The organism is Streptomyces sp. YS-3 (assembly GCF_045257485.1).
Taxonomy (GTDB): domain Bacteria; phylum Actinomycetota; class Actinomycetes; order Streptomycetales; family Streptomycetaceae; genus Streptomyces.
Genome location: NZ_JBJHPC010000006.1, coordinates 24,208 through 46,250, shown reverse-complemented (window position 1 = coordinate 46,250; position 22,043 = coordinate 24,208). Strand labels below are relative to the sequence as shown.

At 70.1% G+C, this 22,043-nt stretch carries 18 protein-coding genes and 3 pseudogenes; 9 read left to right on the top strand and 12 right to left on the bottom strand.

Annotated features, from left to right (window positions below):
- The first annotated feature begins 553 nt into the window (after nt 1–553).
- Nucleotides 554–1,777, top strand: coding sequence for an acyl-CoA dehydrogenase family protein (locus ACJA3G_RS01470; RefSeq protein WP_406550990.1), 1,224 nt, complete (start codon nt 554–556; stop codon nt 1,775–1,777).
- A gap of 48 nt (nt 1,778–1,825) precedes the next feature.
- A complete protein-coding gene (locus ACJA3G_RS01465) occupies nt 1,826–2,284 on the top strand; it encodes an RrF2 family transcriptional regulator (RefSeq protein WP_406550993.1) in 459 nt (152 codons plus the stop codon).
- 104 nt (nt 2,285–2,388) lie between these two features.
- Here ACJA3G_RS01465 and ACJA3G_RS01460 read toward each other — a convergent pair.
- Nucleotides 2,389–3,184 (bottom strand): annotated as a pseudogene (locus tag ACJA3G_RS01460) (aminoglycoside phosphotransferase family protein).
- Between the two features lie 67 nt (nt 3,185–3,251).
- Nucleotides 3,252–4,157 (bottom strand): MBL fold metallo-hydrolase, encoded by a 906-nt coding sequence (locus tag ACJA3G_RS01455; RefSeq protein ID WP_406550989.1) that lies wholly within the window; start codon nt 4,155–4,157, stop codon nt 3,252–3,254.
- 248 nt (nt 4,158–4,405) lie between these two features.
- Between ACJA3G_RS01455 and ACJA3G_RS01450 the strand changes: the two genes are divergently transcribed.
- The 3 genes from ACJA3G_RS01450 to ACJA3G_RS01440 all read left to right on the top strand — a co-directional run bounded on the left by ACJA3G_RS01450 (nt 4,406) and on the right by ACJA3G_RS01440 (nt 6,855).
- Nucleotides 4,406–4,597, top strand: a complete 192-nt coding sequence (locus tag ACJA3G_RS01450; protein ID WP_406550988.1) for a hypothetical protein — start codon at nt 4,406–4,408, stop codon at nt 4,595–4,597.
- Nucleotides 4,598–4,601: 4 nt separating this feature from the next.
- The gene (locus ACJA3G_RS01445) at nt 4,602–5,993 is read left to right on the top strand and encodes an amidase (protein WP_406550987.1); all 1,392 of its coding nucleotides are present in this window, start codon (nt 4,602–4,604) and stop codon (nt 5,991–5,993) included.
- 280 nt (nt 5,994–6,273) lie between these two features.
- Nucleotides 6,274–6,855 carry a TetR/AcrR family transcriptional regulator gene (locus ACJA3G_RS01440; protein ID WP_406550986.1) on the top strand — a complete coding sequence of 194 codons (582 nt, stop codon included), beginning with the start codon at nt 6,274–6,276 and terminating at the stop codon, nt 6,853–6,855.
- Nucleotides 6,856–7,231: 376 nt separating this feature from the next.
- Here the strand turns inward: ACJA3G_RS01440 and ACJA3G_RS01435 are convergent.
- A pseudogene (locus ACJA3G_RS01435) lies at nt 7,232–8,515 on the bottom strand (IS701 family transposase).
- 31 nt (nt 8,516–8,546) lie between these two features.
- On the opposite strand from ACJA3G_RS01435, the gene ACJA3G_RS01430 reads away from it, so the two are divergent.
- Entirely contained in the window at nt 8,547–8,870 is a 324-nt protein-coding gene (locus ACJA3G_RS01430) for a hypothetical protein (RefSeq protein WP_406550985.1), read from the top strand.
- Nucleotides 8,871–9,045: 175 nt separating this feature from the next.
- Nucleotides 9,046–9,600 (top strand): hypothetical protein, encoded by a 555-nt coding sequence (locus ACJA3G_RS01425; protein WP_406550984.1) that lies wholly within the window; start codon nt 9,046–9,048, stop codon nt 9,598–9,600.
- A 393-nt stretch (nt 9,601–9,993) separates the two neighbouring features.
- Here ACJA3G_RS01425 and ACJA3G_RS01420 read toward each other — a convergent pair whose 3' ends face one another.
- Nucleotides 9,994–10,215 carry a DUF3592 domain-containing protein gene (locus tag ACJA3G_RS01420; protein ID WP_406550983.1) on the bottom strand — a complete coding sequence of 74 codons (222 nt, stop codon included), beginning with the start codon at nt 10,213–10,215 and terminating at the stop codon, nt 9,994–9,996.
- A gap of 272 nt (nt 10,216–10,487) precedes the next feature.
- On the opposite strand from ACJA3G_RS01420, the pseudogene ACJA3G_RS01415 reads away from it, so the two are divergent.
- Nucleotides 10,488–11,059: pseudogene (locus tag ACJA3G_RS01415) on the top strand (hypothetical protein); the annotation flags it as partial.
- A gap of 453 nt (nt 11,060–11,512) precedes the next feature.
- On the top strand, nt 11,513–12,082 hold the full coding sequence (locus tag ACJA3G_RS01410) for a LuxR C-terminal-related transcriptional regulator (protein WP_406550982.1): 570 nt from the start codon (nt 11,513–11,515) through the stop codon (nt 12,080–12,082).
- A gap of 7 nt (nt 12,083–12,089) precedes the next feature.
- Here ACJA3G_RS01410 and ACJA3G_RS01405 read toward each other — a convergent pair whose 3' ends face one another.
- The 8 genes from ACJA3G_RS01405 to ACJA3G_RS01370 all read right to left on the bottom strand — a co-directional run bounded on the left by ACJA3G_RS01405 (nt 12,090) and on the right by ACJA3G_RS01370 (nt 22,034).
- Nucleotides 12,090–13,007, bottom strand: coding sequence for a UbiA family prenyltransferase (locus ACJA3G_RS01405; RefSeq protein WP_406550981.1), 918 nt, complete (start codon nt 13,005–13,007; stop codon nt 12,090–12,092).
- A gap of 100 nt (nt 13,008–13,107) precedes the next feature.
- Complete coding sequence (locus tag ACJA3G_RS01400; protein ID WP_406550980.1) at nt 13,108–14,076, bottom strand: hypothetical protein; 969 nt, start codon at nt 14,074–14,076, stop codon at nt 13,108–13,110.
- Complete coding sequence (locus ACJA3G_RS01395; RefSeq protein ID WP_406550979.1) at nt 14,055–15,416, bottom strand: ATP-grasp domain-containing protein; 1,362 nt, start codon at nt 15,414–15,416, stop codon at nt 14,055–14,057. The genes ACJA3G_RS01400 and ACJA3G_RS01395 overlap by 22 nt, the downstream gene beginning before the upstream one ends.
- Before the next feature lie 11 nt (nt 15,417–15,427).
- Nucleotides 15,428–16,912: an FAD/NAD(P)-binding protein gene (locus tag ACJA3G_RS01390; protein ID WP_406550978.1), complete on the bottom strand. Its 1,485-nt coding sequence runs from the start codon at nt 16,910–16,912 to the stop codon at nt 15,428–15,430.
- A 56-nt stretch (nt 16,913–16,968) separates the two neighbouring features.
- Nucleotides 16,969–17,655, bottom strand: a complete 687-nt coding sequence (locus ACJA3G_RS01385; RefSeq protein ID WP_406550977.1) for a thioesterase II family protein — start codon at nt 17,653–17,655, stop codon at nt 16,969–16,971.
- 20 nt (nt 17,656–17,675) lie between these two features.
- Entirely contained in the window at nt 17,676–19,442 is a 1,767-nt protein-coding gene (asnB, locus tag ACJA3G_RS01380; protein ID WP_406550976.1) for an asparagine synthase (glutamine-hydrolyzing), read from the bottom strand.
- 5 nt (nt 19,443–19,447) lie between these two features.
- Complete coding sequence (locus ACJA3G_RS01375; protein ID WP_406550975.1) at nt 19,448–21,181, bottom strand: non-ribosomal peptide synthetase; 1,734 nt, start codon at nt 21,179–21,181, stop codon at nt 19,448–19,450.
- A 4-nt stretch (nt 21,182–21,185) separates the two neighbouring features.
- A complete protein-coding gene (locus ACJA3G_RS01370) occupies nt 21,186–22,034 on the bottom strand; it encodes a fumarylacetoacetate hydrolase family protein (protein ID WP_406550974.1) in 849 nt (282 codons plus the stop codon).
- Between the last annotated feature and the right edge of the window lie 9 nt (nt 22,035–22,043).

Below are 22,043 nucleotides of genomic sequence, written 5' to 3'. Positions count from 1 at the left end.
GAGGGAGGGAATGCCTTGATGGGGAGCGACGCTCTCAGCCCGTCGCGCACATGTCACGTGCTACAAGGGGGGGTTTGGTGGCTCATGCCTGATTTGCGGCCTGCTACTTCACGGGATGGACAAGGCCCTGATACGCGCCGACATGGGGAGCACAGGAGTCCGCAACATGCTGGAAAGGACGTCCTGCGGTGTGTACGTCCGATGAGCGCGGACGCGCGGCGGACCCGTAGCAGGGGCTCCCGGTCGCTGGTGGACCCGATGTCCGGCCTCCCGCCCGTGTGAACTGGCCACGCAGGAAGGTGAATCGGCCGGGACGGATCACCATCCCTAGTATTCCTATCGAAGTACTAGGAAAACGTTGACGGTGGTCGAGGGGGCGAGTGAGGATGAGGAAGCCGGCGCGTCACCGCGTACCGCTGCACCTCTCACGCCGCCACGCCCGGCACCGCATCGTCCTCGGCCCCCTGGAGGAAGACGTCATGAGTCCAGCAGTGAGTGGTAGTTGCCGCCGTAGTCGAGGGCGCGGTCACCATCGTCCGAAGGGGGTGCGGGTATGACGGTGACAGCGGACGAAGTGATGGACACTGAAGCCGGGCAGGCCAACTGGTTGCACATCGCCGGTGAGTTGGCGGACGACCTGGCCACGGATGCGGTCGAACGCGAACAGCGCGGCGATCCGCCGTTCGACGAGGTCGCCCGGCTGCGCGAGTCGGGGTTACTGACCCTGTTGGCACCGGCTGAGCACGGGGGAGGCGGCGCGGATTGGCGTACGGCCTACGCGGTCGTCAGAACCGTCGCCGCGGCCGACGGGGCCATCGGCCACCTGCTCGGCAGTCACTACTTCCTGTCGTTCAGCGCCCGCTTCTTCGCCGGCCCCGCCCATGCAGCCCGCGTCGAGCGGGAGGCGACGGAGGCGGGATGGTGCTGGGGAGGGGGTATCGCCGCCCACGAGCCGCCGCTCATCCTTACCCCAAGAGAAGACGGGTACCTGCTGGACGGTTACCAGCGGTTCGCCACCGGTGTCGGGGTCGCCGACAGGCTGGTGGTCCGAGCCGCCAAGTACGGCACCGGCGAGCCGCTGGCCGTCCTCGTCGATCCCGCCCGCCCCGGCGTCGTGAGCGGCAGCAGCGGTGACACGTTCGGCCAGCGTCTGGCCGCCGGCGGTGCCGTGGAGTGCGACGCGGTGCCGATCGCGGCGGACGATGTGCTGGGCGCGCTCTCGCCGGACGAGGCCGTCCTGCCCCCCTTCGCCTCCCTGGCCGTGCCGACCGCACGTCTGGTGTCCACCCAGTACTGTCTGGGCGTCGCCGAGGGACTGCTGGCCGAGGTCCACGAGCACGGAAGGGCCGTGCGTTCACCTTGGCAACCCTTGTCGCCCCACCCCTGGCCGGGCAGCCCGCCACAGGATCCGTACGCGCTGACCGTCTACGGCGAACTCGCCGTCGTCGCGCGCGGAGCATCCGCGCTCGCCGCCCAGGCGGTGGATGCCCTGCTCTACGGCCTGGAGCGGTGGAACGACCTGGACGACGAGGAGTGTGCGGAGATCGCCGTCCTGGCGAGCGTGGCGCAGGCCGCCGCCTCCCGGGCGGCACAGGAGATCACCACCCGTGCTCTGGACGTCATCGGAGCCGACGCCGCCTCCGCGCGCCACGGCTTCGACCGCTTCTGGCGCAACGCCCGCACGCACACCCTTCGTGAGCCGGTCGCCCACACCCTGCGTGAGATCGGGGACTACTTCCTCAACGGCACGCACCCGTCCTTCGCCTTCCCCGCCTGACAGGGCAAACGCCGACGGGTGGAGAAGGCGATGAGGGATAATCGCGGCATGCGGATCTCGGCGCGGGCGGACTATGCGGTGCGGGCGGCGCTGGAACTGGCCGCGGCAGGGGACGGGGTCTCCCTCAAGGCCGAGGCGATCGCGACGGCGCAGGGCATTCCGCACAAATTCCTGGAGGGCATCCTCGGCGACCTGCGCCGGGGTGGCCTCGTCGTCAGCCGGCGGGGCGGCAACGGCGGCTACCGACTGGCCCGCCCGGCGGACGCGATCGCCATCGCGGATGTCATCCGCTTGGCGGACGGCCCCTTGGTGTCGGTACGGGGAGTGCGCCCGCCGGAACTCTCCTACGGCGGACCGGCGGAGTCACTGCTGCCACTGTGGATCGCCGTACGCGCCAACGTCCGCAAGATCCTCGGCGAGGTCACTCTGGCCCATGTGGCCGCGGCCGAACTGCCGGACGAGGTCGTGAACCTCGCGCAGGACCCAGAAGCCTGGACCAATCCCTGAGCGGCCTTTGGACACTTCGAGGCGCTGCGTCAACGGCGCCCGGCTGAACTGACTTTCCGGCGGGAAAGCATGCAGCTTTGTCTTTGCGGCTCCGGGTGGTCAGTTCAGCAGGCGGCCGTGAACATCTCGCGGTGCTCGACCAACCAGGTCCGTATGCGGTCCCAGCGTTCCCATTCACCGCGCTCGGCCGGCGCGTGGAGACAGACGGGGTCGCCGTCAGCCACGCGGCGGGCGACGAGGGCCCGGCAGACCCGGTGGCCTGCTCGATGACGCCGGTCAACTCGGCGCGGTCCTGCGGCGAGAGGCGGTGGCTGTCGGCAAGGATCCGCAGCCGCGCGGGCGCATCCAGCCCGGAAGGGTAGAACGGGGCTGCGGATGCGGGACCGACCAGGGGCACCCCGTAGCGGGCGGTCATGGCGACGTCCCACAGGGGACGGCCCGGTGCTGCCAGATCGAAATCGATCAGAGCAGCGGCACGGCCTTCGCGGAAGACGACGTTGTCCGTGCACACGTCGTTGTGGCACAGCATCGCTCCGCCCTCCGGGTCCGGGCAGGCCGCCTGGTCACTCGGCACGGGCGTCGCCCTCGACGGCCGTGCTGGTCTCATGAAGGCGCCGCAGCAGACTCCCCACCGATTCCAGGGCGGCCTTCGTCATCGCCCTGTCCGCGAACGGTGGCAGAGCCACGTCTCCGGGAATGAAGGTGGGTTGTTCACGGCCATCCTCAATGAGACCGACAGGGGGAGGGCCGGCGTCGAAGCTGTGCTCCTTCAGGGCAGGGAGGTACGCATGCACAGCGCGCTTCGTTGCGCGGCGCCGGGCGCTCCACCAGTGCCCCGCGGCGGAAGACCGCCCCTGCGTTCGCCATACCGCGGTCCAGCGCCTCGCCCTCAACCGTCATGGTGATCACGCCAGCGCCACACCAGGCCGACGCGTCGCACATCCGCGGCAGTTGGGATGCACGGGGGTTAGCGTGGCTCGGCGGGGACGGGGGAGAGCCGGTAGGTGTTCCCTTGGGTTATGACGTGGCCAGCGGTGGGCGGTGCGAAGTGTGTTCCCAGCAGAAGGGTGGTGGTGTCGGCCAGGGAGGCGAGCAGTTTGCGGCGCGAAGCGGTCGACTGTGCGGGGTCGATGTCGACGCAGGCACTGATGGTGGGCTGGGCGAGCTGGACCGGGTGGTGGAGGCAGTCGCCGGTGATGAGCGCCGTCTGGCCCCGGCTGGTCAGTTCGACGGCGAGATGGCCGGGGGTATGGCCCGGCGTGGGGATCAGGCGTAGGCCCGGGGCGATCTCGACGCCTCCCTCCGGAACGTCGATGAGGTCGAGCAGCCCGGCTTCCTCGACCGGGATCACGGAGTCACGGAACATCTGCTTGCGCGGCTCCTCCATGTCGTACGAGGCCCAGAACTCACGCTCGGTGCGGGAGGTGAGGTACCGGGCGTTGGAGAAGGTGGGCACCCACTCGCCGTTCGCCTCCCGGGTATTCCAGCCCACGTGGTCAGCGTGCAGATGCGTGAGGATCACCAGGTCGACGGAGTCCGGGGAGTAACCGGCCGCGGCAAGGCGTGCGGGGAAGTCCGTCTGCAGGTTGTGCCAGGCGGGATTGGCCCGCTCCTTGCCGTTTCCGATGCCGGTGTCGACCAGGACGCGCACGCCGCCCACGAAAAACGCGAAGCTGTGGCTGTCGAGGTGCAGGGTGCCTTCGTGGTCGGCGAAGTCGGGGCGCAGCCAATCGTGTTGGGAGATCACGTCCGTGGTGGCGCCGGGCAGCAGCCAGGGGCCGGTCGCGGGCGGCAACGGGATTTCGTCGATGCGGTGGACGGTGATGTCGCCCACGGTCCAGGAGGGCGTGGCGGTGGAGGGCGGGGTCTGCATGGTCGTGTCTCTCCTTGGGTGTCATCGCCGGCGGGACTGGGGCTGGTCGGCGTTGTGGTGGGAGGCGGCCCACGCGGCTTTGGCCGGGGAGTGCCTTCCGTACCGCCTCCTGTGCAGTGACGACCCCTTCGCTCTAAACGCAACTGATTTGCTTTAGGTGACTGTAGGCTCTACGGTCACCTAAAGCAAACCCTTAGCTTTTGCCTCTGTCGGGGCTTCCCGTCACCCACCCGTCAGGAGACAGACCCGTGTCCGCCGATGAACTCACTGCGCCCGAAGCGGCCCGCTGGGCCGCCCGCACCGGACTCCCGTTGACGGCCGACCGCCACGACGTGGTCGCGGCCACCCTTAACCACATCCATTCCGTCGTCGCTGTCCTGCGAGAGCTCGACTTCGGGGACGCCCCGCCCGCCTTCGCCTACCGTGTGGGAGAGGAGTAGCGCTGTGCAGCCGTACGAACTGTCTCTGACCGCAGCCGCCGAAGCGATCCGGGCACGTCAACTGTCCCCCGTCGAGCTGGTCGATTCTGTCCTCGGCCGCCTCGAGAAGGTGGAACCGCACCTTCATGCCTACGCCACCGTCACGGCTGAGCGAGCCCGCCGAGAAGCCCGCGCTGCCGCGAAGGATGCCGCGGCCGGCCGCCTCCGGAGTCCACTGCACGGCATTCCCATGGGGCTGAAGGACTTGATTGACGTTGCCGGCATGGTGACGTCAGCCGGCTCCAGGGTTCGCGCGGGCCACTGCGCGGAAGCCGACAGCACCGTCGCCGCCCGCCTGTCGACGGCCGGTGCGGTCCTGTTGGGCAAGACCCACACCCATGAATTCGCCTACGGTCTGATTACCCCTCAGACCCACAACGCCTGGAAACGTGATCGGATCGCGGGCGGCTCCAGCGGCGGGTCCGCCGTCGCTGTCGCCGCGGGCACCGCCACCTTCGGCCTGGGCACCGACACCGGCGGATCCATCCGCGTGCCTGCCGCGCTCAACGGGGCCGTCGGCCTCAAGCCGACCTACGGCCTCGTCCCCCGCACGGGCATTACGCCGCTGTCCTGGTCGCTGGACCATGTCGGCCCGATCACCCGGACGGTGGCGGACGCGGCCCTGGTTCTGTCCGTCCTCGCCGGTCACGACCCCCGCGATCCCGCCTCGCTGGCGGCGCCCGAGGCGGACTACCGGCCGGGGGCGGGGACGGATCTGGCCGGGCTGCGGGTCGGCGTGCCGCGTAATTACTACTTCGACCATGTCGACCCGGAGGTGGAAGCCGCGGTGCGGCGCGCCATCGACCAGCTGCAGGCCCTCGGCGCGCGGCTCGTCGAGGTGGAGATTCCGATGACGCGCTACATCCAGGCCACCCAGTGGGGCCTGATGGTGCCGGAGGCCACCGCCTACCACGAGCGGACCCTGCGCACGGCTCCCGAGCTCTACCAGGAGGACGTCCGCGTTCTCCTTGAGGCCGGTCACCTCATGCCCGCCGGAGACTACCTGCGCGCCCAGCGCGCCCGCACTCTGATGCGGCAGGCCTGGAGCCACTTGATGGACGACGTCGACGTCATCGCCGCCCCTACAGTTCCAGCCACCGCGGCGGCAGCCGGCGAGGAGCTGATCACCTGGCCCGACGGCACGGTCGAGAACGTCTCCGACGCCTACGTACGCCTCTCGGCCCCGGCCAACATCACTGGCATGCCGTCCCTGACCGTTCCGGTCGGCCTCGACGCGGCGGGTCTGCCGATAGGAATGCAACTGCTCGGCCGCCCCTTTGGGGAGGGCGTGCTGCTGCGGGTCGGTCACGCCTACGAGCAGACCCAACCGGCCCGCGAACTCGCGCCGATGGCCTGAGCAGGAGGACAGGCCCGTCGGAGCGATCCGCCGGGCCCCCTCTCCGGCTCCGGCCGACGTCACTCGGGGCCGCACCCTCACGACGGGCCGACGGAAGGTTGGTGAGGGCGAGAGCGCTGATGCAGTCCGTGTACTTGTGGTGGGCCGTACGCTGGCCCGGGATGCCGCCGGGATGCTGGGCGCGCGCGGTGCCGCGTGCCGTGTAGGCGTTCGAGGCGGCCGACGGCCACGATCTATGGCTGAGACGCTAGACGCAACAAATTTGCTTTAAGCTGGTGTCATGAGTCGCCAGATGGCGCGCCCCGGCGGGCGCAGCGCCCGAGTGCAGGCAGCGGTGCACGCCGCCGTCCGCGAACTCACCTCGGAGGTGGGTCGGGACGCCCTGACCGTACCGATGATTGCCCAGCGCGCGGGCGTAACGCCGTCGACCGTCTACCGTCGCTGGGGAGATCTACAGGAACTGATGTCGGACGTGGCGGTCGAGCGCCTGCGCCCCGACACGGAGCCCAAAGACCTGGGTGACCTGGCTTCCGACCTGACCGCCTGGGCCGAGCAGTTCTTCGACGAGATGGCTTCCCCCGCGGGCCGCGCCTACATTCGCGACGCCCTGCTCGGCGACCCGGACGGCAGCAACGCCGGCCGGTGCTCCACGTACGCCGCCGAGCAGATCGACGTCATCCTCACCCGCGCAGCCGAACGCAACGAGAACCCACCCGACACCGAAACGGTCATCGACCATGTCGTCGCCCCCCTGATGTACCGCATCCTCTTCCGCCCGGACGGGCTGGAGGCCTCCTACGCGCGCCGGCTCGTGGCAACCGCGTTGACTCCACCTCCCACGGGCTCACCGTCTACGGCATGACCGGCTCCGCCACCACAGAAGCCCCGGCTGTCTGTCCAGAACTGACTACGGCGTGTCACTCACGCGTGTCACTCACGCCCATGAGTGGTCTCGAAGGGGTCGTCGTGAAGTGGTCGTCCATGGTGTGTCGGCTGACGCCAGGAGGTCCCACCCGGCCAGGGCGAGGGGGCCGGGCCCGAGGAAAGCGCATGGCACTCGCGGCGCACATGCACCTGATCGATCGATCCGTAGGTCGGATCAGTTACGGGTGGCCGGTGAGCCGGCGATGGCGGTAAGCCGGAGTTTGGTCTCGTCCACTGTGGAGGTCTTGCTGCTTTCCGCTGGTGGGGACGGGGTAACGGGCGGTGGCAGGTGGTGCAGATACCGGTCCAGCACTTCAGGACGTCCTGGAGGGCATCGAGGACGTGGTAGAGGGTGAGGCCGGTGTGGGCGCTTTTGGGGAGAGCCGCTGTTCGGTGAGGAAGGCACGGGCGGCCGTCACGAGAGTGACGTGGTGGTGCCAGCCCGGCCAGGAGCGTCCCTCGCAGTGGTCCAGTCCCAGACCGTGTTTGAGTTCTCGGTAGTCGTGCTCGACGCGCCAGTGCAGCTTCGCCCAGCCCACCAGGTCCTCCAGCGGGGTGTCGGCAAGCAGGTTGGAGAACCAGCACTCGCTGGGCTCGTCGGCGTGGGCGGGCCATTCGGTCAGCAGCCACAACTCGGGCAGGACACCGTCCCACCAGCCCTGTTCTGCGGATGCCCGCTGCCGCAGCGGGCGGGCGATGGTGTTGCCGGCGGGGCGGATCCGCAGCGCTGCGAAGCACGAGCGCATCGGGCCGCGAGAGCCCTGACGCCAGGTGACCTCGGTGAACCCCTCGCGTCCCAGGCGGGTGGCGTGCGAGGCCACGGCGAGCGGGGCCTGGCGGTAGCGGGGCTGGGGCCAGCACCCGACAGGGCCTTTGCGAGCGGGGGCTTCGGCCTGCGCGTCGAAGGAGTGGGCGGTGACGTCGGAGCGGACGGACAGCGCATAGCCCAGGCCTCGGTCCTCCAGCGCGGCACGCAAGCTCGCGCTGGCCCCGTAAGCCGCGTCGGCGAGCACGACTCGGGGCGACAGACCCCAGGCGGCGAGGTCGTCGAAAATGTCCGGGGCGAGCAGCCACTTCTCGCGATGTCCCAGGCCAGGGGGCACTTTGCATGCTGTCCGGCGTGCGGCGTCCTCGGCCCACTCCTTCGGCAGGAACAGGCGCCACTGCAGGGGACAGGACGCCTCGCTGGTGACGGCGTGGACGCTCACCGCGACCTGGCAGTTGGCGCGCTTGCCCAGGACGCCGCAGTACTGCGGCGCCCCGCCGACCGACATCCGGCCGTCCTTGGGAAAGGACACGTCATCGATCACCCACGCCGTGGGGCGGATCAGTGCCGTCATGCGGTCGGCGACCTGCCGCCGGACCGGGGCCGGGGGCCCCAGGTGGACTGGTTGACGAACTGCTGCAGATTCTGTACGTCGCCGTCCGCCAGCCGGGAAGCCATCGCCTGGATGGACTTTCGGCGTCCGTCCAGCATCACGCCACGTCAGATAGCACTCACCCTTCACACGCTGGTCTTTCCGCGGCATCGACGCGAACACATCAGCCACGAACCTTGCCAACTTCACCTGAACACGCATCACTTCAAGTGCATCCACGGACGCACCGGCGCGTGCAGGGCTGAGCCGCATGACCAGTGAAGCCGATGAACTGTGTGAGCCGGCGACGCGTCTGGCAGTCGAGGCACGCTGGTACCTGGAACTTGACTGGTCCTGCCAGGGCCGCAGCGGCTCGATCCGCATCGACGATCCCGGCGCGCCGTTCGGGACGGCCATCGAGGGAGTGCCGCACTACTGGTACGGCAGGAACGACGTGGGCGCGCATGCCTGGTCCCGTACGCCGGATAGTCCCGTCGGCGAGCGGACCCGCACGTATCGGGGCGGCGGGCCGTTGCCGTCGTCACCGGGACGCCCCCGCTCCGGCGTGAGCATTTCCGGCAACAGATTGGCCTGAAATATCACGGCGCGGCATGGACGCCTCTGACTCCATGCCGCAGAATCTAGCTCGTGATCGGTCCGTGAAGATCGCGAACTTCATTTCCTTGGGACCTCGCCCTCCGGCAGGCGCCCTTCAGTGGCACATGTTGCGCTCGGCCGTTCTCCGATAATCAAGCGCTGCGCTGCGGCGGTTGACCACCGTGCTCAGTCTCCCCTCTTCAGATCGAGGTTTCATGCGCACTAGAATATTGGGCTGCCTGTTCGGCGTGGCCTCGATGACCGCTGTCGCGCTGATCGGCGCCCCCGGCGCTCAGGCCGCTCCGCCCACCGCCTCCCCCTCGGCCCACGCGGCCACCATCAGCGTGCCGGCCGGCGAGAGCAGTGCGACCATGACGGTGGGCGGCAGCACAGTGACCGTCACCAGGTCAGCACCCTCCGTCGCCGTACTCACCTGCACCGTCAGCCCCGGCAAGCCGTACCACGGCGCTGCCGGCGTGACATCCACGGTCTGGGCCTACTGCAACAGCAACGCGGCCACACTGTCGTTCGGGACGGCCCTGTACTTCTACGGATCCAACGTCAGTCAGAACAATGCGACCAAACACAACTGCACGTCGTGCTATGTCACCGTTACGGCGCCCTATCAGGCCGGCCAATGGAAATCGGGCGCGATTCTTGGATACTTCGACAGCAGTGGGAACGGGCAGTTCACCGATGAGGCGTACAGTGCAACGGCAAGTCTGTAAAAAGCCGTTGTCGTACCGATCATGGAGCTTGTTGATCGAACGGGAGTCGCGTTCGGGTGATCGCGGTGAGGGCGGCGTATGAAGGCAGGGCCTCCTGCACAGCTCGTGGATGTCGAAGCTTAAGCAGAGCTCGACGAGCGGTTCGGCTCAAAGCGGTCAGCCCGTCGGCGGTAGCCGTTGGTTCGAGCTGAGCTAAGGGGCGGGGTCGGCGCACGGTAAAACGACGGCGTCCACGGCCTGAGCGCCGATGTGTCACGGGATAGTCAGACGGTGCACAACTCGCCTTGGACGCAGTCGTTTTCCTCCCTCTCCCAGTGAGCGGGAGATGCAAGAGTTCCTGGAGCTGCACCCCTGCTTCCTCCCTGGTGCAACGGACAGCGTCGGCCCGGGAGGTCATCGGGGCGACCAGGTGCCGCCGCGGCCCATGACAGTGGCGGACCGTGCGGGGTTGTTGGGCCGGTACCGCACGGTGACGGTGTCCCCCTGTTCGAGGAGCACAGCGTCCTCCTCGAACTCGACGTACTGCCCGTCGAGGGTGGTGAAGGCATGGACGTGGTGCCAGGAGGTGTTGCCTTCGCTGCCTTCTGACGAGTATCCGCGGATGCAACGGCCCATTCGGTCTTGCTGCCAAGCCGGCTCGCCCTGCTCATGTGCCCGACGCAGCCGCTGCAAGTAGCCCGGATACGGGGCCCGCAGAGAGCAGATTCCGGCTGTCGTGCCAGCTGCATCGTTGGGGTGCCGCATTTCCCACTCGTTGCTGTGGTCCTTCGCCACGGAGTGCTCAGATGTGTCGGCGGTGACGAGGGCGTGGCCGCCGGCCCGGCCGATGCAGGGCACTGTCCGGGCCAACTCGGCCAGGACGGTGAACACTCCCCTTGGTGGCTTTGAGGCCCAAGAGGCCCCGGCCGCTCGAACCGGGCGAGACGCCTCCGCAGTTCGTGGTCTTCTCCTGGGACGGCGCCGGAGAAGTCGGGCAGCGGGCTCTTTCCGCGCCTTCTGGAACTCGCCCGCGAACACGGCGCCTCGATGACGTTCTTCCTCTCCGGCCTCTATCTCCTGCCGGAATCCGGTAAAGCGTGCTACCGCCCGCCCAACAACCCGGTCGGGGCCTCGGAAATCGGCTATCTGAACGACGCACATGTGCGTGAGACGCTTCGCTGTGTACGGGAGGCGTGGTGGGACGGGCACGAGATCGGGACGCATTTCAACGGCCATTTCTGCGGTGGCCCGGGATCGGTGGCCAACTGGTCGCCCGGCCAGTGGCGCAGCGAGATCGAACAGGCCGTCTCCTTCGTCACCGAGTGACGGACCAACACCGGCTGGCGCGACCTGGAACCGCTGCCCTTCGACTACCGCAAGGAGCTGATCGGCGGTCGCACCCCCTGTCTGCTCGGCCAGGACAACCTGCTGCCCACCGCCCCGGCAGCTCGGCTGGCGCTACGACGTCGCACACAAGGGGGACACCGTCCCTCCTGCTTGACGCGGTGCCAGTTCGTGTCCAATATGCGGGACTTGTCATTGTCACGAGCCTCACCTGCCCATTACGCTGCCCTCTGACCAGGGCTTATCCGAAGGATGAACCTGGTTCGGTAGCCCTTGGGTGATCCGAGTGGGCAAGGGGGCGGGTGCGTACAGCTACGCCCGGTTGCCCCCTGCTCGAGCGTAGTGATCAAGTGGAGGATGCATGAGTCTCGGCCCTCATTCGGCAAGTCGCCTCGCTGTCACCGCCCCGGAGCGCTCTGTCCGAGGGAGAGCCGCGGCGGACGGCGGTCACCGGAGGGCCGCGCAGGCGTTGCGGGCCGCCATACCTGAGGTGCTGGAGAGCTATCAGGCCGGCCTTCAACGTGTGGGGAGTGTGCTGGCCGAGCGGCCCGAGCTGTGGCGGTCGTGCCGGCGTCAAGCGGTGGCAATCATGGAGGACTGCATCGCCGCCCTGGAGAACGGATGCCTGCCCGAGACCGCGGAGGCGGAGGAGTACACCAGGCTGCTCGGCGCGAACCGGGCCCTGCAGAGGATTCCCGTGGCGGAGTCGGTGCGCGCCACCGAGGTGCTGTGGTCGGCCGTTCAGCCCGCCGTGCAGCTCGCCTCGATGTCCGCGCCGCCGCAGCAGCGGGTGGTGATCTGGCAGAAGGCGAACGCGGCGTTCAGGGCTGCGACGTCGGTGCGGCTCTACGCCGGAACCCAGGGATACGACGAGACGCGCGATCGCATCCTCCCGTCCGCCGATGCCCGCCTCCGCGAGCCGCAGCCGCGCACGGCTGCCGGGCCGGCGGGGGAGGGGAGCACCGACTGCCCGGACGAACTGACCACGCGGGAGCGGCAGGTCCTCGACGCGGTGGCCTGCGCTCTCACCAACCGGCAGATCGCCCGCAAGCTGGAGATCAGCGAGGGGACCGTGAAGCGGCACCTCCACAACATCTTCAACAAGCTCGGGGCGACATCCCGTATGGACGCCGTGCTGAAGGGCGCGGAGCGGGGATGACCCTGAGTCACCGGGCGGCCAGGAGCGTCACGAGCATGACCACGTTCGCGACGTACTGCGTGACCATGAACGCCCGGTAGGCGCCGCGCCGCGCGTACCGGGTGTGGTGCTCGGTGTGCCCCGTGCGAAGGCAGCGCACGATCACCCATCCGGCGCCGAGGGCCAGCGGGACGGTGCCCGGCAGGACTGCGGGCGTCCAGGTCCATGCGGCGGCGGGCGCGCCGAAGCCGACGACCGCGGCCCCCGCGACCGCCAGCCGCCGGGCGACGAGCGGGCCGCGGGTGGCGGCAAGGGTGCGCCGCCCGGCCTGCGCGTCGCCCTCGGCATCGCTGAAGTCCTTCACCACGGCACCGACCAGAGCCATCCATGCGGCCATGGCGCCGGCGAAAACGAGAGCGGGGGCATCGAGGCCGTTCCCGGCCGTGGCCGCGCCACCCGCATAGGACGTCCAGCCGAGGCCGAACACCACGAGCGCGCACGGCAGGCTCGCCCGCTTCGCCGCCAGGGGCGGTGCGGAGTACGCCCAGCCCAGTGCCAGGAAGACGAAGACCCAGCCAACCAGTCCGGGGACCGCGGCGGACAGCCCCAGGGCGAACACCGCCGCCGCGAGCACGATCGCGGCGGCCCGGCGCAGGGAGAGGTCGCCGCGGGCGATGGGGCGGTCGGACCCGTTGCGGCGGTCCTCCTCCACATCCATCACGCCGTTGAACAGGTACGCGAAGAAGCTCGCGCAGGACCAGGCGGACGCTCCGGCCAGCAGCCGCAGGAGGTCGATGTCGTCCCGGGCCGCGAAGACCGCTCCCGTCACGAACCGTAGGAGGAAGGCGAGCTGGACGGCCGGACGTGCTTCCGTCCAGCACAGGCGGGCCGTACGCACGGTGTGGTAGGTGCTCGACGGTTTGACCGAGCGGGGAACGTCAGGCATTTGGGTGAAAGCAACCATGGGCGGGAGCGTAGAAGGCCCCCCGGCGCTTCGGGGCCTTCTACAACCAACGTTGGATCAGTGACACAACCGCAAGGCGCTGTCATAAACCCCTGGTTGAGGCCGCGCCGTCGCCCTCCTTGGGCAGCTCGGGGGCCGTGACCACTCGGGTGCGGGGGAGGCGGTGTTCGACGCGGACCACGGCGGTCGCCACGAGGAGCAACAGGGCGACGGCGACCGTGCCCGGCACGGTCAGGGGATGGCCGAGGGCGCCCTGCACGAGGTAGGCGAGGCCCGGTTGGGTCGCGAGCAGGGCCATGGTGACCGGGGCCGCGGTGCGCTGGGCGCCGATCTGGAGGGCGTAGAGCGGGATGACCACGCCACCGAAGGCGACCAGGGCGGTGACCCCCCACTCCAGCCGCGGCGGCTCGGTGAGTTGGTCGCTGGTCAGGGCCAGGGCGGCGAGCACATAGGTCAGGTGGAAGCGGTGGGCCATCACGACGGACGGCGCGATTCCCCGTTTCCCGAGCCGACGGGAGAGCCGGGCGAGGACCGTGGCGCCGATCCCCGCGAGCAGCGCGAGGCAGGCGCCGACGGCGCTCGTGGCCGGGCCGGACTGCCAGGACGAGGTGTCCAGCAGAGAGGGCTGCACGGCTGCCGCGGTGAGCACGGAGGCGACGAACAGGCCCACCGAGCGGACCCAGGAGGCGGCCGGCCGGGTCTCTCCCGACAGGCGGGCCAGGGTGCTCGCGGCCAGGGGGCCGATGCCCGCCATCAGACTGGCTGCGAATGCCGCCGGTACCCACACCAGCGCCACATACAGGCCGAGGAAAGTCACCGCGCTGGCCACGTTGAGCACAGCGAACGACCGCCACACACCTGACGAGATTTCAGCAGACCCGCGGCCCCTCGTGCGGCTTGTGCGGCCGGCCGTCAAGAACAGCAGGGTGCAGCCGAGGAAGGCAAGCAGGGAGAAGCGAAGGCTGTCACCGCTGCTGATGCGGCCGGAGAGGAATGCCTCGGCGGCGGCCTGCATCAGTACCGAGAACGCTATGAGGGAGTGTGCGCGCACGGTCGGGCAACCGCCCCTTCGGGTCCGGGGGCATGGTGCGGGAGGGCAGGGGCGTCGGCCATCCGGTAGAAGGCGTCGTCGTCCTCCAGGTGGTGGACGAACTCCAGCGAGCTGCGCAGCAGGTCCTCGTCCTCGTGGACCAGGTAGGCGATGCCCGCGGCCCCGGTCGTCAGGGTCGGGTCGGGGATTGCGGCGCCGGTGGCGGGCAGCCGGTCGATGGAGTGGAAGCCGGGCAGGCGCCGCAGAGTGCGCGCACCCTCCACGGAGGCGAGCACCCCGTCGCGGAAGCCGCGCAGGAAGATCTTGGCGAGGGTGCGGCCCCCGCCGTAGGGGAGGTCGAAGCGGCGGGCGAACTCCTTGGGCCTCAGGAAACGTTCGGCGACCAGGTGCTGGTGGCTGTAGCCGAAGGCGGCGTGGTACGGGTCGGGGGTCAGGGAGGGCCCCATGACGCGGGAGTTGACCTCGACCAGTCGCGGTCCGGCGGCGGTGAGCATCACCTCGGTGTGGGCGGCGCCTTCCTTGATGCCCAGGGCGTCCAGACAGCGCAGGACGTAGTCGGTGAGTGTGCGCTCCCGCTCGTCGAGCTCCGGACGGGAGATGATGTGGCGCAGCACGGGGGCCCCGTCGCGGGTGTCGATGCGTTCCCGGTAGACCTCCGTGACCAGGTGGCGGCCGGCCATGCTGACGGTGTTGACGATGTACTGGGTGCCCGCCAAGTACTCCTGAACCAGCAGGTCGGTGTTGGTCTCTCCCATGAGGTTGGACCGCAGCAGCGTGGTCTCGACGGCGGCGTGTGCCTGGGCGCGGCCGGTGACCACGGTGCAGCCGTCGCTGCCCGCACTGTCCCGCGGCTTGATCACCAGCGGTGTGCCGGGAGCGGTGCCCCACGCGTCGAGCACCTTGTCGAGTTCGGCGACAGAGGCGATGGTCCGGGTGCGGGCGGCCGGAACGCCGGCGTCCTCCAGGGCGCGCACCATGAGCTCCTTGTCGCGGCGGGCGGCGGCCAATCGGTGCTCGTGGTGCGGGAGTTCCAGCACATGGGCGAGCGCGTTGGCGAACCGTACGCCCCGCTCGCTCGCGGCGATCACCGCGGCGACCGGATGGGCGCGCAGCAGCTCGGCCGCCTCCTGTACCGCGCCGGGGCCGTTCTGCGTCAGCAGGTGAGTGTGGGGGCCGGTGTCCAGGGCGTGTTCGGCGTGCAGGGCGGCCTCGTAGAGGTGAAGGACGCGGGCGCCCTCCTCGCGGAAGGCGGCGGCGAGCTCGCGGCCGGTGGAGACGGGGTCGACGAGTACGTACACGAGGATGCCTCTCGTAGCAGGGGGTCGGGTGGTGCTGTGCATGCCTGAAGGGGTCAGGCGGCGGCCAGTGTCCGCGCCACTACCTCCGCCTGAGCCGCCGCGGTCCATAGGTAGTTGACGATGGCGGTGCGGGCCCCGCCCGCGGCTCCCACCATCCAGATCCGCTCCGGTCCACCGTCGCCGGGCGGCGTGAGCCTCAGGTGGGCGTCGGTCGGCGGCGGAGCACAGTCGGCGGAGCAGGCGGCCGTACCGAAGGCGAGGAGGTCGGGCCCGTGGGTGCACACGGCGGGGGGCCGGTAGCCGGACGCCGCGACCACCTGGGTGTAGTGCTCGGCCCGCCCCTCGGGATGCCACCGGGCGTGCCAGCCGCCGCCGGGCGCGGGGGCGAGCACGGGGGTCCCCCGCCGTACCGTGAGGCGCCCGGCGAGCCCGTGCTGCGCCAGGCTTCGGGCGCTGGAGACGGGGATGGCCGAGATATGGCGGGCAATCAGGGGGCGGAAACGGGCGAGCAGGCGGTCCCGGTCGCGGTGCGGCCACCCCTGCGTCCAGTCGTTCAGGGCTTCGATGAGTTCGGCGATGACGGACTGCCAGGCGTTGGCACCCGCCTCGGTCTGCCGCAGTTCGGTGCCGAGCCGCTGGAGGGCTTCGGGCTCGGTGCCGAACTGCTTTCCCAGGGCTGGCGAGGGGCCCGGGGACGCCTGGCGCACGGCCCGGACCAGGAGTTTGGTGAGCGCGCGGTCGAAATCCGGAGACCGGTGGTCCAACGTACGCAGCCCGGCGAGCAGACCGGTGGGGCGGGCCGGGCGGCACAGGTGCTCGCGGACGGCGGGGAGCTCGCCCGAGGGGGAGCAGAGAGTGATCTGCCGCCGTGCCGTGCACAGCACGAGCGCGGCGTCGATCGCGGACAGTTTGGTGCCCAGGACCAACGGCCTGGCGTCCTCGGGCAGTGCACGCAGGCGGGCGGAGGGATAGGGACCGGGCAGGAGGTCGGGGTGGTCCGCGTGGTCGCGCAGCTGTTCCGGAACGCGTGGCTGGTCACCACCGACAGCCACCACCACGTCCGTGGCGTCCAGGGTGCTCCCGTCGTCGAGGGTGACGAGGTAGCCCTGCCCAGGCCGTACGGCGGACCGCACCGCCTCGACCCGGGCCGTCACCTGGCGCAGCGCGCATCCGCGGGCCGCCAGCGTACTTCGCATCTGGGCAAAACGCTCACGGCAGTACTGGCCCACCAGCGCCCGCGGGACGAAGTCGGCGCGGCTCACCGGCCACCCCCGCCCGGACAGATAGCGCAGGAGGTCGGACTGACCGGCCCGGTGCAGCGAGGTCACATCGACGGAGGTGTTGCAGCGCAGGCGCGGGTCGGTGGTGCCGAAAGCCAGGCCGAACCCGGCCGGCCGTGGGTCGACCACTGTCACCGCGTCGGGCCGGACGTCGGGGTGCCGTGCGAGCTGGTGGAGCACCGCGGTGGCGGAGGCTCCGCCACCGACGACCACCAGTCGTCCACCTGTGCCCGGGAGACGCTCATCGCGCCTGTTCACGGAACGTGGCTCCTCTCTCTTTTCTCTCCGGGAATCTCTTCGAGCGGGACCTGGTCTCACGCTCGGGCGGCGACGGCGCGGAGCCAATCGGCGAACGCGGGGGTGGTCAGCAGCCCGGAGTGGCCGCCGGGGAAGGCGCGCCGGACGCAGGGTCCGGCGGTGGCGCCGGACCATTCCCTCAGGCCCGCGTCGGAGGTGAGCGGGTCGGTCTCTCCCCGGGCGGCGAAGACCGGGCATCGCGGATACGGCTGCGGGGCGGCGCTGTAGTGCGCGAGCAGCCGCAGGTCCTGCATGGCGGTGTCCAGGACGACATCGCGCCATTCGTCGGACGGGTCCGGCAGCAGGCCGGGATCGATGCGTTCCAGATAGGCCGCGGCGGCCGACCGGTCCGAGCCCAGGTCCGGCGAGACGGCGAGCAGTCGCGGCGCGTCGGCACCGACGACCACCAGCGCGTGGACGAGGGTCCCGCGCCGCTCCAGCTCCGCCGCCGTGGCATGGGCGACGTACGCGCCGAAGCTGTGGCCGACCAGGACTGTCCGTCCTGCGGTCCGGCTCCCCACCTGGTCGGCGCATGCGTCGACCACCTCGGGAAACGTCGTCACCCTGCCGAAGTCACGGCCGAACCGGCCGGGATAGCGGGCGAGCCGGGCGCAGGCCCCCAGCTCGTCCAGCAGCGGTTTGAGCTCCCCGCCAAAGGATCCCGCCCCGGGTAGGACGAGGATGCCGGGATGTTCCGTGGTCACCGGTGGAAGTCCCCTCGTGGTCACAGGGTCAGACCCAGCTCGTCCATGATCAACGCGATGCTGATCGCGCTGATCCGGAAGTCCCACTTGTCGGTCTCGGCCGGCCGGTCCAGGCAGCCGGCGGCGAACAGGCCGGTGGCCTCGACCAGAGCCCGCCAGTCGTTCCAGGTGCGGGCGTCCGCGCTGGACTGCAGGTCGTAGGCGGTGAAGCCGTGCTTTCCGCGTTGCAGGACGGACTGCGGCACTCTGCCCTGGTAGGCCGATTTGAGGCACGCCTTGCCCTCGAAATCGGCCATCTTCCGGGCGTCCTCGACCCTCAGGGCGAGGTCGACGACGGAGTTGGCCAGGAACGGGTAGCGGCCCTCCACGGAGTGGCGCATGACCATCGCGTCCCCGTGGTCGCCGAGCAGGTGGCCGGACATCTGGACGTACACATCGGCGATGGAGCGCAGCTGCATCCGCGAGAGCTGCCGCACCTCGTCGTCGGCGAACGGGATGAGCCGCGAGCGCCAGAACTCATCGCCCACCAGGGCCTCGCGCGCCGAGGGCGCCAGGAAGCCTTCCCGTCGGCGGGCGACCTTGTCCCAGTCGACCTCCCACCCGAAGTCCGGCCGCCCCCATGCCTGTTCGTTCTCGGCGCGGGAGGTACGGCGGGAACGGGCCAGGCCGTCGAACGCGTAGGAGTCGTAGCCGAAGAACAACTCGTCCGCGCCCTCGCCGGACACCACGCCCTTGATTCCCGCATCCCGTACGCCGCCCGCGAGCATCATCGCGGCGACGTTGTAGGTTTCGCGCTGGGGGTAGCAGCAGTGCCGGACCATCTCCTCGAACCGGGCGGTGATGTCCTCGGGGCGGCACACGATCTGCTCGTGCTTGCTGCCGACGGCCTGGGCCACCTCGCGCTGGAACCGGCCCTCGTCGAGGCCCGGGTCGTCGAAGACCACCGAGAACGTGCGCACCGGCTGCGCCGAGAGGGCCGCCGCCTCCGTCACGATCGCGGTTGAGTCGAAGCCGCCGCTCAAGTAGGCGCCGATCTCCACATCCGCCTCGAGGCGGTCCCGGACGGACGCGCGCAGCGCCTCCCGCAACGCCGCGTCGGTGACGGGCTCGGACGCCTGCGTGAACTCGCCGTAGCGCCAGTAGCGCACCGTCCGGCTCCCGTCGCCGTCGAACCGGACAGCGCACCCCGGGGGCACCGCCCGTACTCCTTCGACCAGGGTGCGCGGGGCGACGATGTTGCCCAGGGAGAGGTACTGGTCGACCGCGCCCAGATCCACCTTTCGGGCCCGGTCGACACACCGCACCAGGGGCTTGAGCTCCGAGGAGAAGTGCACCTGGGAGTCGACCTCGGTGTAGTACATCGGGCAGATGCCGAAACGGTCGCGGGCGAGATGGAGGGCGTTCTCGGCGCGGTCCAGGACGACGGTGGCGAACTGCCCGTCGATCAGGCGCAGCCCCTCGACTCCGTACCGTGCGAAGAGCTCGGGGACGACGCAGACGTCGACGCCGTTGCCCCGCGCGCCGAGCCCCAGCCGGGCCCGCAGCGCACCGGCGTTGTAGATCTCGCCGTTGGTCATGGCGACGTAGCGGCCGCTGCGGTCCTCCGCGGGCTGCCAGCCGTCGGTGAGGCCGGTGAAGCCGAGGCGGCCGAGCTTCGCGCAGATCGACTCCGTGTTCAGCGAGTACGTCTCGTCCGGTCCGCGGTGCACCAGTTGGGCGTGCATGGCCGCGGTGAGGCCGCGGTCGATGACGCCGGACGGGGAGTAGGTCCCGCACACACCACACATGTCCTTCAGCCCTCCCTTTCCTGCACGCGGTCCATCAGCACCTTCAGGTTCTCGGCCCTGAGGACGTCACGGACGCCCGCGTCCATCCAGCCGAGCTCCTTCAGCTTGTTGACGAGAATGACCGTGGAGGCCGAGTCACCGCCCAGGTCGAAGAAGTTGTCCTCCGCGCCCGCGTCGGCCACGCCGGTCAGGCGCCGCACCAGGGCGAGGACCTGTTCCCGCGGCCGGGCGTCGCGCGCCGCCGCGCTCGCCCGCCTGCGGTCCGCGCGCAGGGCGTCCCGGTCGACCTTGCCGTTGCGGCTGTAGGGCAGGGCGTCGACCTGGTGCAGCACCGAGGGGACCTTGTACGGGTCGAGCACCGCCTCCAGGTGCGCACGCAGTGCGCGAGGGGTCGCCTCGCCTTGGTAGTGGCACACCAGGGCGTCAGCCACCGAGCTGTCGTCACCGTCGTACGCCTCGGCGTCGACCGCCGCCTCCACGACGGTGTCCAGCCGGCAGGCCGCGCTTTCGATCTCTCCGGGGTCGATCCGGTAACCGCGGACCTTCAGCTGACGGTCCAGCCGTTCGACGAAGTAGTACTGGCCGTCGCGGACCTCGACGATGTCGCCCGTGCGATAGACGCGCTGTGCCGGCACCCCGTCGTCGGCGAAACGGCGCAGGCCACGGGTGGTGAGGTAACCGATGGCCACACTCGGGCCGGTGATGACCAACTCACCCCGGGCGGGGCCGAAGCCGGTCGCGGGCTCGTCCTGCGCGCCGGGCAGCGGGACGATCTCCACGCCGCAGTCCCCCACCACCGTGCCCAGGGGTACGCCGCCGGTGCAGTCGTCGGGGTCCAGGGGCGCGCTCAGGAGGTTGCAGACGGTGCTCTCCGTGGTCCCGTAGGCGTTGTGGAAGTGCGCCCGCTCGGACCACTTGCGCACCACCGCGGGGCGGCAGGCCCCGCCGCCGTTGAGCACGTGCCGCAGGCTCATCGCCGCCGTCGGATCCGTCGCGGTCAGCGCGTACGGGGTGGTCTTCAGGTGGGTGATGCGGTACTTCTCCAGCGTCGACCGGAGGACCGTGCCAGGGCTGAGCTGTTCCTCGCCCAGCACCACCAGGCATGCGCCGGAGGTCAGCGTCCACAGGATCTCGGTGAGGCAGCCGTCGAAAGTCAGCCGGGCGAACTGGAGCGTGCGGGACTCCGGCCCCAGTTCCAGGGCGCGGACGTGGTCCGCGATCACCTTGGCCAACGGGTCGGCGCTGACCAGCACGCACTTGGGCTCACCGGTCGACCCCGAGGTGTGGATGGCGTAGCCGACCCGGTCCTCGGTCGGCGCGATCGGCGTGCCGACCGGCTCGGCGCGGTCCTCGGCGTCGGTGCGCCACCCCACGGGAGTGGGCACCAGCACGGGGGAGTCCGCCGCCGCGGAGGTCTCGGCGATCCACTCGACGGCAAGCGAGGAGACCTTGGCGTGGTTGGAGGAAGGGCTGTCGCGCGGGTCGAGGAAGACGAACGGGCGCTCTGCGCGCAGTGCGGCGGCCAGGGCGATGACGGAGGCCAGGGTACGCACGGCCTCGATGCCGATGAACTCGCCCGGTGCCGCCAGCGTTGCCAGCTCCTCGGCGAACTCACTCACCCGGCGGCCGAATTCGCGGTAGGTGACGGTGCCGTCCTCTGTCTGGACGGCCGGCCGGTCCGGGTGGTGCTCGACGGCCTGGAAGAGGGCGTCCTTGATGGAGAGGTGCTGTACGGTCACGGTCTCAGCCCTTCACCGAGTGGGAGAGGGTGCCGACGCCTTCGACGACGGCGCTGATCGAGTCACCCGGTTCGATCACGGCCGCCCCCGGGGTGCCGGTGCAGATGACGGTGCCGGGCGTGAGGGTGCGTCCGGCGGTGAAGTACTCGACCAGGTAGGCGAGGTCGTACTTCATCTCCGCCACGGGCGCGGACGCGACGATCTGCCCATTGCGTACCGTGGAGACCCGCGTCGACCGCAGCGCCTCGTCGTCGAACTCGTCGAGCGTGACCAGCTGGGGGCCCACGCTGCAGAACGTGTCGAAGCCCTTCGCCCACGGGATGTACCGCGGGTTCTCGCGGATGACGTCCTCCGCGGTCAGGTCCAGCACGGCCGTGACGCCCGCGATCACCGACCGCCACCGCTCGCGGGACACGTTCTTGCACTCCGTGCCGATGACGAGCCCGAGTTCCGCCTCGGCGGTCACCCGGCTGCTGTGGGTGGGAAGTCCGATCTCTCCGCCGTTGTCCATGAGGCAGCCCCGCGGCCGCAGGTACGAACCGGGGCCGGAGACGGGCTGCTGGGCGCTGAGGTCCTGGGAGTGGCCCAGGTAGTTCAGGCCCGCGCCCCAGATGTCGCCGGTGTCGGAAATGGTGGCGGCGTCCTCCAGGCGGACCTCGACCGGCCGGGCCTCCGTCGCCCGCTCGATGAGCTCGGCGAGTTCCCGCCGCTGCACGGTGCCCAGCAGGTCGCCGAGGCGTGCCGGCAGCTGTCGGCCCGCGGCGGCCTCAAGGGCGGAGAGCTCCATCCAGCGGTCACCGTGGGCCACTACCGTCCGTGGGCCGTCCTCGGTGTTGATGCGTGCCAATCGCATGGCGTTCCT